Consider the following 15,260-nt stretch of genomic DNA (forward strand, 5'->3'; position numbering starts at 1 on the left):
CGCGAGACTAACCTGGCCCTTGGCATATTCGCGCCCAAGTCACCCGATGGGGTGATGAGTTGGGCGGGCGGGTGGGTGGGAGTTCTCTACCAGGGTTCTTTGGTAGGTCCCCGCCCCACCGGCTGTCGGCTCGCCGGCACCTGCCGCCGCGCCACCGGGCGACGGGCGCCCGGCATCCGGTCAGGGGTCGTCGGCGTTCGCGTGTCGGCTTCGTCGACGACGCCGAGCCCGTCGCGGCGTATCCGGCCACGGCCCCACTCACCCAGCGGCTGCAGCGCTTCGTTGAGCGCCGCGCCCGCCTCCGTCAGAGAGTATTCGACCCGGGGCGGCACCTCCGCGTAGACCTTGCGGCTGATGAGGCCGTCCTCTTCCATCTGGCGCAGATGCTGCGTGAGCATCTTCTCGCTGACCCCGTGCAGCGCACGGCGCAACTCGGCGTAGCGGCGGGTGCCGTGGTCGTGCAACTCCCAGAGGACGAGGCCCTTCCATTTGCCGCTGACGACATCGAGCGCGGCGTCGATTCCACAGATGTAAGGGCCCTTGCGGGGTGCCATGAGTGTTCCTCGCTCCGTCTCGGCGAGGGGTACGCACCAAAGGGTGCGTACCCCACTATTTAGTGGGTACTTCCGCGTGATCGTCGCGGCAGCGAAGGTGATGGGCAAGCAATATTCGAACACTTGAGGGGATGCGTTCATGCCCGCACTTTCACCTGTCACCGTGCTCGGTCTGGGGCCCATGGGTCAGGCGATGGTCCGTACCTTGATCGCGGCCGGGCACCCGGTCACGGTGTGGAACCGCACGCGGAGCCGCGCCGACGACGTCGTTGCCGCGGGGGCGAAGCTCGCGGCCACCCCGTCCGAGGCGGTGGCTGCCGGCAAGCTCGTCATTCTCAGCCTGACCGACTATCAGGCCATGTGGGACGTGCTCGGCGACTCGACGGGATCGCTTGCCGGGCGCACGTTGGTCAATCTCAGCTCGGACACCCCCGACAAGACCCGCGAGGCGGCGTCATGGGCGGCCTCGCACGGAGCGTCGTTCGTGGCGGGCGGGGTGATGGTGCCCGAGCCCATGGTCGGCACCGATCTGTCGTACGTGTACTACAGCGGCGACGCGGAGGCTTTCGGCGCCCATCGCACCACGCTCGCCCACATCGGCGAGCCGCGGTTCCTGGGCGACGATCCGGGGCGTGCCCAGCTGATGTACCAAGCCAATCTCGACGTCTTCCTGACGACGCTGGCCGGGTTCATGCACGCGACAGCTCTCGTCGGCTCCGCCGGCATCACCGCGGAAGTGTTCCTGCCGGAGGTCATGCAGCTGTTCAAGGCGATCCCCGTCATGATGGACGCAGACGGCGTCGAGAAGCTCGGAGCGCGCATCGACGCGGGCGAACACCCGGGAGAGGCCGCCAACGCCATCATGATGGGCGCCACCGCCGACCACATTTACGCGACAGCGAAGTCCTCCGGTGTCGACACATCACTCCCGGGTGCCGTGCAGGAGTACTACCGCCGAGCCATCGACGACGGTCACGGCACCGACAGTTGGACCCGCATCATCGACGGCATGCGCGGGCCGCGAAGCCGATGAAGGCCGACCAGGCGGCTGGCGTGACGGTGAGGGCCGGTATCGCGGTGTCCTTGGAGTCGCGGACGTGTACGGCGTCAGGGCACGCGGCGACCTCGATGCATGTCTGGCCTTCACCGCCGCTGTAGCTGGACTTGCGCCATTCGACGGCGACTTCGACGCAGGCTTCGCCTTGGCCGCCGCTGTAGCTGCTCTTGAACCAAGTCAGTTCGCTACTCATTGGTCTCCCGCCAACATGCGCTTGATGAAGGCCACCGATGCTTCGGGGTCCAGGGCTTGCGACTGGATCGTGCCATAGCGGTGGTTGAGCACGCTCACGTCTTCAGGGTCCGGCAGGAAGTAGCTACCCTCCTGGCCCTCGACGTAGCCGATGGTCTGGTGCTCCCTGGTTTCCAGCAGGACGAAAGGGCCCTCGATCCCGGCGTTGGTCTCCCGGGAGTTCGGCATGACTTGGAGCTGAAGGTTGTGGAGCCCGGCGCAGTTCAGCAGGTGGCGCAGTTGGTCCTCCCATACCTCCGTACCGCCGATCATCTTCCGCAACACAGCCTCCTCCAGCACAAAGGCCAACCTGGGGGCGGGCTTACGGTGCAAGAGTTGCTGCGTCGCCAAGCGTGTCTGGACAGCGACCTCGATCTCTTCCTCGTCCAGGCTGGGGCGTACGGAATGCAGCACCGCCCGCGCGTAGGACTCGGTCTGGAGCAATCCATGCAGGAAGTGGGTCGAGTACACGTGCAGGGCCAGCGCCACGGCCTGCAACTCCCGATACTCCTGCGTCCACGCCGGTGGCCCGTCCTCCCACAGCAGCTTCGCTGCCTCCATGAGTAACCCCTGCGCGGCCAGCGCCTCATCCACCGCCACCACATACGGCGGCTTCGGCACCCGCTCCCCACGCTCCACCTTGGCGATCATCGATTCGGTGTAAGGGACCCGCTTCTCCAGGTCCTTCATCGTCCATCCGAGCCTCTCCCGCATCATGCGGGACTGCGCCCCGAATACCTTCGCGGCCGGTGACGTCTTCTTCCGCTGGGTCAACGCTGCCCCTCCGCCATCGCACAGATCGCACCGTCGTGGCGCCATCACGCACGGTTACGTCGATTCTGTGACCAGGCTAGACGCGACCTGTGACAGTAGGCACATGTCACGCGAAGTCACCCCAACGACCGGTCTCCGCTTGCTACCCTGGACGACTCCCGACGGCCGCCCCTGCTATCTGTCCACCGACGGCGACGGTCCCGTGGCCGCCCTGGCGGACGAGGTCGAGGACATGCAGCTCTCCACCGGAGACGAACTGCTGACCCACGCCCGCGCGATGCTCGCCGACCCCAAAGTCCCGATCGGCGAGTTCCGCTTCCTCTCCGCCCGCCTCGCCGAGGCGCTGCACGACGCGATCCGCGTGGCGCGGAGCCACGCAGGTGTCCGACCCGGCTCGTAGAGTGACGGCCATGAACATCTGCGTCTTCTGCTCCGCCGCCGACCTCGACGACCGCTACACCGCCCCCGCCCGGGAGTTCGCCGAGCTGATCGGCAAGGGCGGGCACACCCTGGTGTGGGGTGGGTCGGACGTCGGGCTGATGAAGGTCATGGCCGACGGGGTGCAGGAGCACGGCGGGCGGCTGGTCGGGATCTCGGTGGAGTTCCTCGCCGCGAAGGCTCGGGAGGGCGCCGACGAGATGGTGGTCACCAAGGATCTCGCCGAGCGCAAGGCGCAGCTCCTCGCCCGGGCCGACGCGGTCGTGATCATGGTGGGCGGGACCGGGACGCTGGACGAGGCGACGGAGATCCTGGAGCTGAAGAAGCACGGGCTGCACATCAAGCCGGTCGTGCTGCTGAACGCGGCGGGGTTCTACGACGGGCTGAAGCAGCAGTTCCAGCGGATGGAAGCGGAAGGCTTCCTGCCGCGCCCGCTCAGCGAGTTGGTGCACTTCGCCGAGAACGGCGTGGAGGCGATGACCTACCTGGAGGCGGTCTGATCCGCCTCGGCGGTGGCCTTCAGGTCACGTAGCCACTGTTCGAGACCCGCGCCGAGGGCCTCGGTCGCCATGGGGACGTTGGATTCGACCTGGTCGCCGGTCCACGTCTCCTCGGTGCGGACGCGCACGCCGCCCTTGACCTTCGTGAACTTCCAGAGGTGGACGCCCTCGTCGATGCGCAGCCCGTCACCGATCGCGGGTCCCTTCCACAGGATGCAGTCGCCGCGCCGGAGTTGGCGGACGGTCGAGGTGATGGTCAGGGTGGTTTCGGGCGTGGTGGGGGTGGCCTGCGCCGGTGTGGTCCACCGGAACTGCGAACCCTTCCGCAGCGGGCCGGGGTCGAGGCGCTTCATGGTGAGGACGGGCGCCTGCCAGGCAGGCCAGCGCTCCACGTCGGTCTGGAGCTTCCAGATGGTGCTCAGCGGCGCCTTGATCACGGTGTCGGTCCGGTAGCGGATCTGCGCGGCGGGGTCGACGCCTTGTCCACGGCACGTGGAGGAACCGCCGGGGGTGGCCTGGGCGGACGGGGCGGCCACTCCGAGGGTGGCGGCGGCGACGGCGAGCGGGATCGCGAACGCTAACGGGCGCATGCTCGGCATGAGGTCTCTCCCTTTTCGGTTATGTGCTCTCGTTGTCGTAAGAAGTTCTAACGTAACGCCGATCGGAGTGTCAATAGTCTTCGTGATAACCTCAAACTCACGCTTGAAGTTGTAGTGGACAGGGAGGCGGCAGATCATGGCGGAACCCGGCGCACAGACCCCGCGCGAGCGCTACCGCGCCCAGGTGCGCGCGGAGATCAAGGAGCGCGCGTGGGAGCAGATCGCCACGGCGGGGGCGTCCGCGCTCTCCCTCAACGCGATCGCCAAGCACATGGGCATGAGCGGCCCCGCGCTCTACCGGTACTTCGCCGGGCGGGACGAGCTGATCACCGCCCTCATCAGGGACGCATACCGAAGCCTCGCCGACACCGTCCAGGCCGCCGCCGAACCCGGCGCCGACGTGACCGCGGTGGCGCACGCCCTGCGCGCCTGGGCCCTGGCCGACCCCCAGCGGTACTTCCTCGTCTACGGCACGCCCGTCCCCGGCTACCACGCGCCCGACGACGTCACCACGATTGCGTCCGAGATCATGGCGACCCTGCTCGACGCCTTTGCCGCAACTCCGACGGACGCCCCCGCGACACGGCTCGACGCCCACCTCGAAGAGCACCGCCAGTGGGCGGACCCCCATCCCGCCCCGCCCGCGGCGCTCCGCCGGGCCCTGGCCTTCTGGACCCGGATGCACGGCGTGCTGTCCCTGGAACTCGCGGGCCACTTCAACGGGATGGGCCTCGACCCCGCCGAGCTGTTCGCGGCCGAACTGGACGACCTGCTCGCGCGCTGACGCGATTCCCTGTGGCCGGAGAAGGTGCGGCAAGCTGGGGGCATGGGAACGCATCTGATCACTGGGGCAGGTTCGGGCATCGGCACGGCGGTCGCCGATCGGCTGGCCGAGCGGGGCGACGAACTGTGGCTGCTGGCGCGGGACGCCGGGCGGGCGAAGGAGCTGGCCGGGCGGTTCCCGGGGGCGCGTACGGTCGTCGGTGACCTGGCGGACCCGGAGAAGCNTCCCGGGGGCGCGTACGGTCGTCGGTGACCTGGCGGACCCGGAGAAGCTGTCGTGGGCGCTGAGCCACCAGTCGCTGCCCGACCGGCTCGACTCGCTGCTGCACATCGCGGGCGTGGTCGACCTCGGCGAGATCGGCGAGCTGACCCCCAAGGCGTGGAACCGGCAGCTCGCCGCCAACCTCGTCGCACCCGCCGAGCTGACCCGGCTGCTCCTGCCGCAGCTCCGGCTGGGGCAGGGCCACGTCATCTTCGTCAACTCCGGCGCGGGCCTGCGCGCCAACGCCCAGTGGGGCGCGTACGCGGCCAGCAAACACGGGCTGAAGGCCCTCGCGGACGCGCTGCGCTGGGAGGAGAGCGGCAACGGCGTGCGGGTGACGACCGTCTACCCGGGCCGCACGGCCACGCCGATGCAGGTGAAGGTGCACCAGCAGGAGGGCAAGGAGTACGACGCGGAGCGCTGGATCGCCCCGGAGACCGTCGCGACCACCGTCCTCACCGCCCTCGACCTCCCGCGCGACGCGGAGATCACCGACCTCCAGGTCCGCCCCCGCGGCTGACGCCCGTCACCCCATAGGCTTTCGGGGTGAGCGAGAAGACCAACAAGCACAGCTGGGGCGCGGCGGCCGCGACCGGGGTCGGGTCGATGCCCGGGGACGACGCGCGCGAGGTCGCGAAGACCGTCACCGGGTCGCTGGAGGCGCTGCCGTATCTGCCGGAGCTGCCCGTACGGGGGCCCGGTGCGGACATGATCGGGCGGACCGCCGGGATGCTCGTCGAGGTGTACGCCCATGTGGAGCCGAGCGGCTGGCGGATCAGCGACCGGCCGGGGCGGGACACCCGGCGGGCGCGGTCCTGGCTCGGGGAGGACTTGGACGCGCTGGAGGAGTTCACCCAGGGCCACCGCGGGGCGCTCAAGGTGTCGGCCGTCGGGCCGTGGACGCTGGCCGCGGGCCTGGAGCTGCGGAACGGAGAGGTCGCGCTGAGCGACCCGGGCGCCTGTCGCGATCTGACGGCCTCGCTGGCCGAGGGCGTGCGCGCCCACCTGGCGGAGGTGCGCCGCCGGGTACCCGGCGCCGAGGTGGTGCTCCAGCTGGACGAGCCGTCGCTGACGGCGGTGCTGACCGGAACCGTCCGCACCGCCAGCGGCTACCGCACCCACGCCGCGGTGGACCGGAGCGTGGTGGAGGGCGCGCTGCGGGATCTGGTGGCGGCGGCGCAGGCGCCGGTGGTGGTGCACTCGTGCGCGCCGAACGTGCCGTTCGGGCTGCTGCGGCGCGCGGGGGCGAGCGGGGTCTCGTTCGATTTCTCCCTGCTCACGGAGCGTGAGGAGGAGGCGATCGGGGAGGCCGTGGAGGGCGGGACGTCGCTGTTCGTCGGCACCGTCCCCGGCATCGACACCCCGTTGTCGGACCCTGCCGGTAGCGTCAGGGGTGTCAGGACGCTGTGGCGCAGGCTGGGGCTGTCACCGGGGACTCTCGCGGAGTCCGTGGTGATCACGCCGTCGTGCGGGCTCGCGGGCGCTTCGCCCGCGTACGCGCGCGCCGCGCTGGCCCACTGTGTCCGGGCGGCGAGATCGCTCGCGGACAACCCTGAGTGACTGGGAGGACGACACGGTGGCCGGCGAACAGCAGTCGACGGTGCCCACGGAGGCACGGGATGAGCACGCCAAGCTCGCTGAGCAGGTCGAGGAGCACCGCTTCCGGTACTACGTGAAGGACGCCCCGATCGTCAGCGACGCGGAGTTCGACAGGCTCCTGCGCAGACTGGAGGCGCTGGAGGAGGAGCACCCCGAGCTGCGGACCCCCGATTCGCCCACCCAGAAGGTCGCGGGGGCGTACGAGACGGAGTTCACCGAGGTCGAGCACCGGGAGCGGATGCTCAGCCTGGACAACGCGTTCGACGACGACGAGCTCGGGACCTGGGCCGACCGCATCGCCAAGGAGCTGGGCACCGGCGCGTACCACTTCCTGTGCGAGCTGAAGGTGGACGGCCTCGCGGTCAACCTCACCTATGAGCACGGGCGGCTGACCCGCGCCGCGACCCGTGGCGACGGGCGCACCGGCGAGGACATCACCCCCAACGTGCGCACCATCGCCAAGATCCCCAACCGGCTGACGGGCGACCGCGTCCCGGCGCTGGTGGAGGTGCGCGGCGAGGTCTTCCTGCCCCGCAAGGCGTTCGAGGAGCTGAACGCGCGGCTGGTGGAGGCGGAGAAGCCGCCGTTCGCCAACCCGAGGAACGCGGCGGCGGGTTCGCTGCGCCAGAAGGACCCGAAGGTCACCGCCAGCCGTCCGCTGGACATGGTGGTCCACGGGATCGGCGCGCGCGAGGGCTTCGCCATCGACCGGCTGTCGCAGGCGTACGAGCTGCTGCACGAGTGGGGGCTGCCGACCGCCGCCCACTTCAAGGTGGTGGACTCGATCGAGGGCGTGCGGGAGTACATCGCGCACTACGGGGACAGCGAGCACCGCCACTCGGTGGAGCACGAGATCGACGGCGCGGTCATCAAGCTGGACGAGATCCCGTTGCAGGGGCGGCTCGGCTCCACCTCGCGGGCGCCGCGCTGGGCGATCGCCTGGAAGTTCCCGCCCGAGGAGGTCAACACCAAACTTGTCGACATCCGGGTGGGTGTGGGGCGCACGGGGCGGGTGACGCCTTATGCGGTGGTTGAACCGATCACAGTCGCGGGCTCGGAGGTCGAATTCGCGACACTGCACAACCAGGACGTAGTCAAGGCCAAAGGTGTGCTGATCGGTGACACCGTCGTGCTGCGTAAAGCGGGCGATGTCATTCCGGAGATCCTGGGCCCGGTCGCCGATCTGCGGGACGGCAGCGAGCGCGAATTCGTGATGCCCGCCGAGTGCCCGGAGTGCGGGACCCCGCTCCAGCCCGCCAAGGAGGGCGATGTCGATCTGCGGTGTCCCAACAGCCGGTCCTGCCCGGCGCAGCTGCGCGAGCGGATTTTCTATCTCGCGGGGCGGAAATCCCTGGACATCGAGAACCTCGGTTATGTCGCCGCGGCCGCCCTCACCCAGCCGCTGGAGCCCGCCGAGCCGCCGCTGAGGGACGAGGGCGATCTGTTCGATCTGAAGATCGAACAACTGTTGCCCATCCGGTCGTATGTGGTGGACCCGGACAGCGGGCTGCCCAAGCGCGATCCGGAGTCGGGCGAGGAGAAGGTCGTCACCTTCTTCGCCACCCAGAAGGGCGAGGCGAAGAAGAACGCCCTGGCGATGCTGGCCAATATCGAGGCCGCCAAGCAGCGCCCGCTGGCCCGGATCATCACCGGCCTTTCGATCCGTCATGTCGGCCCGGTCGCGGCCGCGGCGCTGGCCCGGGAATTCCGTTCGCTGGACCGGATCGCCGAGGCCGACGAGGAGGAGCTGGCGGCCACCGAGGGCGTCGGCGGAATCATCGCCGCCTCGGTGAAGCAGTGGTTCGCCGTCGACTGGCACCGCGAGATCGTGGAGAAGTGGCGGCGCGCCGGGGTGCGGCTGGAGGAGGAGGCGGGCGAGGACGAGGGCCCGCTGCCGCTCAAGGGGCTGACCGTGGTGGTCACGGGCACGCTGGAATCGCACACCCGGGACGGTGCCAAGGAGGCGCTACAGAACCGTGGTGCGAAAGTCACCGGCTCTGTTTCGAAAAAGACTGATTTCGTAGTCGTCGGCGACAATCCCGGATCGAAGTACGACAAGGCCATGCAGTTGAAGGTCCCCGTGCTCGATGACGACGGATTTGCCGTCCTCCTCGAACAGGGCCCCGACGCCGCCCGCGAGGTCGCCGTAACACCTCCGGAGGAGTCCGAGGGAGAGTCAGGGGAGACCAAGGAGAAGTCCGAGGGGTAGTCAAGTCGCTCACGAGGAGTAGTCCCACCACCCGTCCGGCGCAGTAGTCCGGCCATCTTCGGTGCCATGACCCCGCAAAGCTGGCCGGAATACGACTGGGAGCACTTCCCGGGCACAGCCAGCGGGCATCACCCTTACAGCGCATACCAGAAGGTTATGGATCGTCGGGCGGCATTCGGGCAACCGCTGCCGATCGCCGCCCACCATGCCCTTCTGCCGCCTACTGTTGAGGTGTGCGCCTGCCGTGGCGCTGGCACCGCCGGCTGTGAGAGGGACGGGTATGAAACCGACCGAAAGCGCCGCACCGGCGTCGCGGCTGCGCCGGGTTCTGCTGCCCGCGTTGCCCGCCGCCGCGGTCGCCATGGCCGCTTTCGCACTCGGCATCGGAGTATTCCGAGTGCTCGACGCGGGCCATGCGCTCTTTCCCGACGGGACCGTGGGCTGGTCGCTCGCGGTCCTCACCGGAATCATCGTCGGCCATCTGGTCGCCCTCGGCCGGGACCGCTGGTGGGGCGGCACCGGATCGGGCGCCGCGTTAACCCTGGCCGCGCTGCTGCTGTACGGCTGGATGCCCGCCATGCTCGTCAGCCTCGCCGTGGTGGTCCTGGTCGGCGCCGCCCGACGGCACCGCTGGCGGCAGGCGGCCCTGCACGGCGCGGTCGACATCCTCGGCGTCGGCGCGGCCGCCCTCACCCTCGCCGCCTTCGGCACCACCCCCTCCGTCGAACAGCCCTGGCACACCGACACCTGGCACGCCTCCGCCATCCCCCAGACGGTCCTCGCCGCCTTCGTCTACCTCACGGTGACCCGCGCCCTGCTGTGGTACTCCCTCGCCCCACCCGGCGCAGGACTTCCCACCGTCGCCCGCACCGCCCTCTTCCGGCAGGCCCTCGTCGGCATCGCGCTGCTCGGCATCGCCCCGCTCATCGTCGTCGTCGCCGGGGACACCCCGCTGCTGCTCCCGCTGTTCGCGGTGCCGCTGGTCGCCCTCGACTCCACGCTGTGGATCGCCCGCGTGCGGGCCGAGGAGCAGCTGCGCGACCCGCTCACCGGGCTGCCCAACCGCCAGTGGCTGCTGGAGCGCACCTGGACCGCGCTGGACGAGGCCGAGCGGGCCGGGGCCCGCACCGCCCTCGTCCTGCTGGACCTCGACCGCTTCCGCTCGGTCAACGACACCCTCGGCCACCTGGCGGGCGACCGGCTGCTGCTCCAGATCGCCGAGCGGCTGCGGCTGGCGCTGCCCCGCGGGGCCGAGGTCGCGCGGCTCGGCGGCGACGAGTTCGCCGTACTGCTGCCCACCACCGACTCGCTCACCAGCGCCCAGCGCAGCGCCCGCGTCCTCGTCGGCGACCTCGGCTCCCCGCTCGACCTGGACGGGCTGACCCTGGTGCTGGAGGCCAGCGCCGGGGTCGCCGTCTACCCCGACCACGCGCTCGACGCCGAGGGGCTGCTGCGCCGCGCGGACGTCGCCATGTACCAGGCGAAGCGGGACCGCAGCGGCGTCGAGCTGTACGAGGCGCGGCGCGACGGCAACACCCCCGACCGGCTCGGCCTGCTCGGCGATCTGCGCCGCGCCCTGGACGCGGGCGACGTCGAGCTGCACTACCAGCCCAAGGTCGGCTTCGACGGCCATGTCGCCGGGCTGGAGGCGCTGGTCCGCTGGGTGCACCCGGACCGGGGGAAGGTCCCGCCGGACGAGTTCATCTCCATGGCCGAGAGCTCCGGGCTGATGCCCCGGCTCACCGAGTACGTCCTGGAGACCGCGCTCGGCCAGGTCGCGCGCTGGCGCGCCGACGGTCTCGAGGTGCCGGTCGCCGTCAACGTCTCGCCGCGCGATGTGCACACCCCCGGCTTCGCCGGAGCCGTCGCCGGGCGCCTCGCCCGGCACGGGGTCCCGGCCGGGGCGCTCCAGCTGGAGATAACGGAGCACGTGCTGCTGGAGGACCCGCAGCGGGCCGCCGACACCCTTGCCGGGCTCACCGGGCACGGGGTGAAGATGTCCCTGGACGACTTCGGCACCGGGTATTCGTCCCTGGTCCATCTGCGGCGGCTGCCGGTGAGCGAGCTGAAGATCGACCGCTCGTTCGTGGCCCGGCTCGCCGTGGACAACGAGGACGCGGAGATCGTGCGCTGCACGGTCGATCTCGCGCATTCACTGGGGCTGCTCGTCGTGGCGGAGGGTGTCGAGGACGACGAGACGTGGGAGCGGCTGCGGGATCTGGGCTGTGACGCGGTGCAGGGGTGGCTGGTCGCCGCCGCGATGCCGCCGGAGGAGACGACGGCGTGGCTGCGGGCCCGGGGGGAGAGCGGGTGGCGGCGTGAGGAGTCCACGTCCGCTCCCGCTCCCGCGGAGAAGGACGCGGATCAGCCGGTTACGTAACCAGTTGTGGGCAATCGTTCCCCGGGGGCACCTCCCAGCGGTAGCTGGGGGAGGAACGGGTGGGCACAACCCACCCACCGGCCCGCACCCGGTAACGAAACCCCAGGAAGCACAAAGCCGGGGCCCGCGCCACCGCTAAGCGTTTCGCGCCGAGTGTGGGGGGCGCCATAGGATTGGGCCGAAAACACTTCACACTCACCCTGAGGATCGCTGCATGCCTGGCATCACGCGCGAGGAGGTTGCCCACCTCGCACGGCTGGCGCGTCTGGAGCTGAAGGCCGAAGAGCTGGATCACTTCGCCGGACAGCTGGACGACATCATCGGCGCGGTGGCCCGCGTCTCCGAGGTCGCCGACCAAGACGTACCGCCGACCTCCCACCCGCTGCCCCTGACCAACGTCATGCGGCCGGACGAGGTCCGTCCGTCGCTGACCCCGGACCAGGCGCTGTCCGGGGCCCCGGCCCAGGAGCAGCAGCGTTTCAAGGTGCCGCAGATCCTGGGGGAGGACTGACCCGCATGACCGATCTGATCAGGCTCACCGCCGCGGAGATCGCCGCCAAGGTCGCTTCCGGCGAGCTGACAGCCGTCGAGGTCACCGAAGCCCATCTGGCCCGTATCGAGGCCGTCGACGAGAAGGTGCACGCCTTCCTGCACGTGGACCGCGAGGGCGCGCTCGCGCAGGCCCGCGCCGTCGACGAGAAGCGGGCGCGCGGCGAGGAGCTGGGCCCGCTGGCCGGGGTTCCGCTCGCGCTCAAGGACATCTTCACCACCAAGGGGATCCCGACCACCGTCGGCTCCAAGATCCTCGAAGGGTGGATTCCGCCGTACGACGCGACGCTGACCCAGCGGCTGCGGGACGCGGACGTCATCGTCCTCGGCAAGACCAACATGGACGAGTTCGCCATGGGGTCCTCGACCGAGAACAGCGCGTACGGGCCCACCGGAAACCCGTGGGACCTCACCCGCATCCCCGGCGGCTCCGGAGGCGGCTCCTCCGCCTCCCTGGCGTCGTTCCAGGCCCCGCTGGCCATCGGCACCGACACCGGCGGCTCCATCCGCCAGCCCGCCGCCGTCACCGGCACGGTCGGGGTCAAGCCGACGTACGGGGCGGTCTCCCGGTACGGCATGGTCGCCTTCTCGTCCTCGCTCGACCAGGGCGGCCCCTGCGCCCGTACCGTGCTGGACGCTGCGCTGCTGCACGAGGTGATCGCCGGGCACGACCCGCTCGACTCGACCTCCATCGACGCCCCCGTTCCGGCGGTCGTCGAGGCCGCCCGCAACGGCAGCGTGCGCGGCATGCGCGTCGGCGTGGTCAAGGAGTTCGCGGGCGAGGGCTACCAGGCCGGCGTCATGCAGCGCTTCGAGGAGTCGGTGGAGCTGCTGCGCGAGCTGGGCGCCGAGGTCGTGGAGATCTCCTGCCCGTCCTTCGACAAGGCGCTCGCCGCGTACTACCTGATCGCGCCGTCGGAGTGCTCGTCCAACCTGGCCCGCTTCGACGCCATGCGCTACGGCCTGCGGGTGGGCGACGACGGCTCGAAGTCGGCCGAGGAGGTCACCGCACTCACCCGCGCCGAAGGCTTCGGCGCGGAGGTCAAGCGCCGGATCATGCTCGGTACGTACGCGCTCAGCTCCGGCTACTACGACGCGTACTACGGCTCGGCGCAGAAGGTCCGCACCCTGATCACCCGGGACTTCGAGAAGGCCTTCGAGCAGGTCGACGTGCTGGTCTCGCCGACCACGCCGACCACCGCCTTCCCGATCGGCGAGCGCGCCGACGACCCGATGGCGATGTACCTCGCCGACCTGTGCACGATTCCGGCGAACCTGGCGGGGAACGCGGCCATGTCACTGCCCTGCGGTCTGGCGCCGGAGGACGGTCTGCCGGTCGGATTGCAGATCATCGCTCCCGCCATGGCCGATGACCGGCTCTACCGGGTCGGTGCCGCGGTCGAGGCCGCGCTCACCGAACGGTGGGGCCACCCGCTGATCGAGGAGGCACCGTCGCTATGAGCGCGATCAAGAAGGCCAAGGGCTTCAAGAAGTCCAAGGCCGGCACCTACCTGTCCATCGGGACCTCGCTGTTCGGCGCGGTCAGCGTGATCAAGCAGGCCAAGAAGGCCCGCTTCGAGAAGGACAAGCTCCAGCTGGCCGACGCGGTGGTCTCCGCCGCCGCCATCGCCACCGGCGTCGCCCTGCTCGTCCGCGAGCTGAAGCGCATGGGCGACGACGACGTCCTCGCGGGTTGAGAGGTTAGTTTTCCGTGACCGTCACTGAACTGGTGTCGTACGAGGACGCCCTGGCCGCCTACGAGCCCGTGATGGGGCTCGAGGTCCACGTCGAACTCGGCACCAAGACCAAGATGTTCTGCGGGTGTTCGACGTCGCTGGGCGCCGACGCCAACTCGCAGACCTGCCCCACCTGCCTCGGCCTGCCCGGCTCGCTGCCCGTCGTCAACGCGACCGGCGTCGAGTCCGCCATCAAGATCGGCCTCGCGCTGAACTGCGAGATCGCCGAATGGTGCCGCTTCGCCCGGAAGAACTACTTCTATCCGGACATGCCGAAGAACTTCCAGACCTCGCAGTACGACGAGCCGATCGCCTTCAACGGCTATCTGGACGTCGAGGTCGACGGCGAGATCTTCCGCGTCGAGATCGAGCGCGCCCACATGGAGGAGGACACCGGCAAGTCCACCCACGTCGGCGGCGCGACGGGCCGCATCCACGGCGCCTCGCACTCCCTCCTGGACTACAACCGGGCCGGGATCCCGCTCATCGAGATCGTCACCAAGCCGATCGTCGGAGCCGGGGAGAAGGCCCCCGAGGTCGCCCGGGCGTACGTCGCCGAGCTGCGCGAGCTCATCAAGGCGCTCGGGGTCTCCGAGGCGCGCATGGAGATGGGTCAGATGCGGTGCGACGTGAACCTGTCGCTGCGGCCGCACGGCGCCGACAAGTTCGGCACCCGCTCCGAGACGAAGAACGTCAACTCGCTGCGGTCCGTCGAGCGCGCCGCCCGCTTCGAGATCCAGCGCCATGCAGCGGTGCTGAGCGATGGCGGGACGATCATCCAGGAGACCCGTCACTTCCACGAGGAGGACGGCTCCACGACGTCCGGCCGGGTCAAGGAGGAGGCCGAGGACTACCGGTACTTCCCCGAGCCGGACCTCGTGCCCGTCGCCCCCTCGCGCGAGTGGGTCGAGGAGCTGCGCGCCACGCTTCCGGAGCTGCCGCGGGTGCGGCGCACCCGGCTGCGGGAGGAGTGGGGCATCTCGCAGCACGAGATGCAGTCCGTCCTCAACGCGGGCGCGATTGAGCTGATCACCGCGACGATCGACGCGGGTGCGGATGCCGGGGCGGCGCGCAAGTGGTGGATGGGCGAGCTGGCCCGCCGCGCCAACGAGGAGGGCGTCGAACCCGCCGCCCTCCCCATCACACCCGTCCAGGTTGCCCGGGTGTGCGCCCTGGTCGACGAGGGCTCCCTCAACGACAAGCTGGCCCGCCAGACGATCGAGGGCGTGCTGGCGGGTGAGGGCGACCCGGATCAGGTCGTGGCCGCCCGCGGCCTGAAGGTCGTCTCGGACGAGGGTGCGCTGGGGACGGCCGTGGACGAGGCGATCGCGGGCAACGCGGCTATCGCCGACAAGATCCGCGGTGGCAAGGTCGCCGCGGCCGGTGCGCTGGTCGGTGCCGTCATGAAGGCCACGCGTGGCCAGGCCGATGCGGCGCGGGTGCGCGAGCTGATCCTGGAGAAGCTGGGCGTCGAGGGCTAAGGCGCTTTCCGCTGGATGCGGTCGGCGGCGGGGTGCGCGGTTCGCACCCCGCCGCCGTCGCGTGTGCGGGGCCCTTGGGTCTCGTTGCCGGGTGCGGCTCGGTGGGCG

Annotated in this window: 14 protein-coding genes and 2 pseudogenes; 12 read left to right on the forward strand and 4 right to left on the reverse strand. The window is 70.2% G+C overall.

The window, feature by feature from the left end:
* Positions 1–203 precede the first annotated feature (203 nt).
* A pseudogene (locus EEJ42_RS23220) lies at positions 204–554 on the reverse strand (winged helix-turn-helix transcriptional regulator); the annotation flags it as partial.
* Positions 555–693: 139 nt separating this feature from the next.
* On the opposite strand from EEJ42_RS23220, the gene EEJ42_RS23225 reads away from it, so the two are divergent.
* On the forward strand, positions 694–1,587 hold the full coding sequence (locus EEJ42_RS23225; protein WP_123102485.1) for an NAD(P)-dependent oxidoreductase: 894 nt from the start codon (positions 694–696) through the stop codon (positions 1,585–1,587).
* Here the strand turns inward: EEJ42_RS23225 and EEJ42_RS23230 are convergent.
* Both EEJ42_RS23230 and EEJ42_RS23235 read right to left on the reverse strand, forming a co-directional pair.
* Complete coding sequence (locus tag EEJ42_RS23230; RefSeq protein ID WP_123102486.1) at positions 1,553–1,804, reverse strand: DUF397 domain-containing protein; 252 nt, start codon at positions 1,802–1,804, stop codon at positions 1,553–1,555. The two genes, EEJ42_RS23225 and EEJ42_RS23230, sit on opposite strands and share 35 nt — an antisense overlap.
* Positions 1,801–2,616 (reverse strand): helix-turn-helix domain-containing protein, encoded by an 816-nt coding sequence (locus EEJ42_RS23235; RefSeq protein WP_184503219.1) that lies wholly within the window; start codon positions 2,614–2,616, stop codon positions 1,801–1,803. The genes EEJ42_RS23230 and EEJ42_RS23235 overlap by 4 nt, the downstream gene beginning before the upstream one ends.
* A 103-nt stretch (positions 2,617–2,719) precedes the next feature.
* On the opposite strand from EEJ42_RS23235, the gene EEJ42_RS23240 reads away from it, so the two are divergent.
* Positions 2,720–3,016: a hypothetical protein gene (locus tag EEJ42_RS23240; RefSeq protein WP_246097275.1), complete on the forward strand. Its 297-nt coding sequence runs from the start codon at positions 2,720–2,722 to the stop codon at positions 3,014–3,016.
* A 10-nt stretch (positions 3,017–3,026) separates the two neighbouring features.
* Entirely contained in the window at positions 3,027–3,554 is a 528-nt protein-coding gene (locus tag EEJ42_RS23245; protein WP_123102508.1) for an LOG family protein, read from the forward strand.
* Here EEJ42_RS23245 and EEJ42_RS23250 read toward each other — a convergent pair.
* Positions 3,536–4,153, reverse strand: a complete 618-nt coding sequence (locus EEJ42_RS23250) for an SRPBCC family protein (RefSeq protein ID WP_123102492.1) — start codon at positions 4,151–4,153, stop codon at positions 3,536–3,538. The two genes, EEJ42_RS23245 and EEJ42_RS23250, sit on opposite strands and share 19 nt — an antisense overlap.
* A gap of 136 nt (positions 4,154–4,289) precedes the next feature.
* Between EEJ42_RS23250 and EEJ42_RS23255 the strand changes: the two genes are divergently transcribed.
* From EEJ42_RS23255 to gatB, 9 genes and pseudogenes are all read left to right on the forward strand, one after another.
* The gene (locus EEJ42_RS23255) at positions 4,290–4,937 is read left to right on the forward strand and encodes a TetR/AcrR family transcriptional regulator (protein ID WP_123102494.1); all 648 of its coding nucleotides are present in this window, start codon (positions 4,290–4,292) and stop codon (positions 4,935–4,937) included.
* Between the two features lie 42 nt (positions 4,938–4,979).
* Positions 4,980–5,718: pseudogene (locus tag EEJ42_RS23260) on the forward strand (SDR family oxidoreductase).
* Between the two features lie 86 nt (positions 5,719–5,804).
* Positions 5,805–6,758 carry a methionine synthase gene (locus EEJ42_RS23265; protein ID WP_425472948.1) on the forward strand — a complete coding sequence of 318 codons (954 nt, stop codon included), beginning with the start codon at positions 5,805–5,807 and terminating at the stop codon, positions 6,756–6,758.
* A gap of 16 nt (positions 6,759–6,774) precedes the next feature.
* Positions 6,775–9,006: an NAD-dependent DNA ligase LigA gene (ligA, locus tag EEJ42_RS23270; protein ID WP_123102498.1), complete on the forward strand. Its 2,232-nt coding sequence runs from the start codon at positions 6,775–6,777 to the stop codon at positions 9,004–9,006.
* A 280-nt stretch (positions 9,007–9,286) separates the two neighbouring features.
* Positions 9,287–11,386, forward strand: a complete 2,100-nt coding sequence (locus EEJ42_RS23275) for a putative bifunctional diguanylate cyclase/phosphodiesterase (RefSeq protein ID WP_123102500.1) — start codon at positions 9,287–9,289, stop codon at positions 11,384–11,386.
* Between the two features lie 214 nt (positions 11,387–11,600).
* Positions 11,601–11,897 (forward strand): Asp-tRNA(Asn)/Glu-tRNA(Gln) amidotransferase subunit GatC, encoded by a 297-nt coding sequence (gene gatC / locus EEJ42_RS23280; RefSeq protein ID WP_009714835.1) that lies wholly within the window; start codon positions 11,601–11,603, stop codon positions 11,895–11,897.
* Between the two features lie 5 nt (positions 11,898–11,902).
* Complete coding sequence (gene gatA, locus EEJ42_RS23285; protein ID WP_123102502.1) at positions 11,903–13,396, forward strand: Asp-tRNA(Asn)/Glu-tRNA(Gln) amidotransferase subunit GatA; 1,494 nt, start codon at positions 11,903–11,905, stop codon at positions 13,394–13,396.
* Complete coding sequence (locus EEJ42_RS23290; protein WP_123102504.1) at positions 13,393–13,632, forward strand: hypothetical protein; 240 nt, start codon at positions 13,393–13,395, stop codon at positions 13,630–13,632. The genes gatA and EEJ42_RS23290 overlap by 4 nt, the downstream gene beginning before the upstream one ends.
* A gap of 14 nt (positions 13,633–13,646) precedes the next feature.
* The gene (gene gatB, locus EEJ42_RS23295; RefSeq protein ID WP_123102506.1) at positions 13,647–15,152 is read left to right on the forward strand and encodes an Asp-tRNA(Asn)/Glu-tRNA(Gln) amidotransferase subunit GatB; all 1,506 of its coding nucleotides are present in this window, start codon (positions 13,647–13,649) and stop codon (positions 15,150–15,152) included.
* The last annotated feature ends 108 nt before the right edge of the window (positions 15,153–15,260 follow it).

This window comes from Streptomyces botrytidirepellens, from assembly GCF_003721215.1.
Classification (GTDB): Bacteria; Actinomycetota; Actinomycetes; order Streptomycetales; family Streptomycetaceae; genus Streptomyces; species Streptomyces himastatinicus.